Annotated in this window: 1 protein-coding gene; it reads left to right on the top strand. The window is 64.0% G+C overall.

The window, feature by feature from the left end:
- Positions 1–49: 49 nt before the first annotated feature.
- A complete protein-coding gene (locus tag JZ792_RS41035; protein WP_216918365.1) occupies positions 50–1,582 on the top strand; it encodes an ISL3 family transposase in 1,533 nt (510 codons plus the stop codon).
- Positions 1,583–1,615: the final 33 nt, after the last annotated feature.

Raw genomic sequence — 1,615 nt, 5'->3', positions numbered from 1 at the left:
GGCTCTGGCTCACTTCCGGTGGTAGCTCAGCGCGTTCTGACGGCAGGATGTGTCGGTGGATGTGGTGAATGTATCTGTCGGAGTTGTCTTTTCAGGGTTGAAGCCGCTGGTTGTCGAGGATGTGGATGAGGAAGACCGGATAATTCTGGTGTCGGCGCGGACCGTAGACGGCCCTGCATCGTGTCCTACCTGCGGGATCTGCTCCACCCGGGTGCACAGCTATCACCGGCGGACCCTCACCGACTTGCCGCTCGATGGTCGCAGCGTCGTCGTTCAGGTCCGTATCCGACGTTTGTTCTGCTCAACTCGGCAGTGCTGTAACACGTTTCGTGAACAAGTGCCTGGTCTGATGGAACGGTACCAGCGGCGAACCGTCCGCCTCACCGCTCAGGTGCGATCGGTGGTCCGTGAATTGGCCGGGCGAGCCTCGGTCAGACTGCTGAGTGCGCTGGCCGTGCGGATGTCGCGTCACACCGCGATCCGGATTCTGCTGGGCATCCCCACATCACAGCCAACGATCCCGCCGGTGCTCAGTGTCGACGATTTCGCTCTGCTGCGTCGCCATCGCTACGGCACCGTCCTGATCGACGCCCTCACCCACGAGCGGATCGATGTGCTGGCCGATCGCAGGTCCGACACCCTCGAGGCATGGCTACGCACCCACCCGGGTGTCGAGGTCGTCGTCCGTGACCGATCGGCCTCCTACGCCGAGGCCGTGCGCCGCGCGCTGCCCGACGCGACCCAGGTCGCTGATCGCTGGCACCTATGGCACGGATTGGTGCGCTCGGCAGAGAAGGTGGTCACCGCCCATAGTCGCTGCTGGGCAGTGGCCGGACCGAAACGGCGGACAATGACCCGCGAGACCACCACCCTGCAACGATGGCACGCCGTGCACGACCTGCTCGATCACGGAGTCGGGCTGATGGACTGCGCCCGCCGACTCGGTGTCGGCTTGAACACCATCAAACGCTACGCCCGCACCACCGAACCCGAAACACTACGCCGCCCACCGCAATACCGGGCCTGTCTGGTCGATCCCTACCGCGATCACCTACGACAGCGACGCGCCACCGAACCCGGTGTGCTGGTCTTGGACCTGTTCCACGAAATCAAGACCCTCGGCTACACCGGCAGCCTGACCCTTCTGCAGAAATATCTCAACCAGGGCCGCGAACTCAGCGATCGGATCACCCCCTCACCGAGGCGGCTGACCTCCTGGATCACCACCAGACCCACCGACCATTCCGAACAGCGGCGCGTCCACCTCGACGAACTCCTCGCAGCCTGCCCACACCTGACCGAACTGGCCCGGTTGGTGCACGAGTTCGCCCGAATCATGGGCGAACGCCGCGGCAACGATCTCGACGACTGGATGAAACAGGTCCGCGACGCCGGGCTACCCGAACTCGATCCATTCCTACGCGGCCTGACCCAGGATTACGACGCCGCAGTCGCCGGGTTCACCCTGCCCTACAGCAACGGCCCCGTCGAGGGCGTCAACACGAAAACCAAACTGATCAAACGACAAATGTATGGCCGCGCCAGCTTCCGACTCCTCCGCCACCGCATCCTCCTGGCCTAGCAACGCGGCTACCACCGGAAGTGAGCCAGAGCC

This window comes from Nocardia noduli, assembly GCF_019038455.1.
In the GTDB taxonomy this organism is placed as follows: domain Bacteria; phylum Actinomycetota; class Actinomycetes; order Mycobacteriales; family Mycobacteriaceae; genus Nocardia; species Nocardia noduli.
Note: the sequence above shows the minus strand (reverse complement) of the source record. Positions and strands in the feature narration are given on the sequence as shown.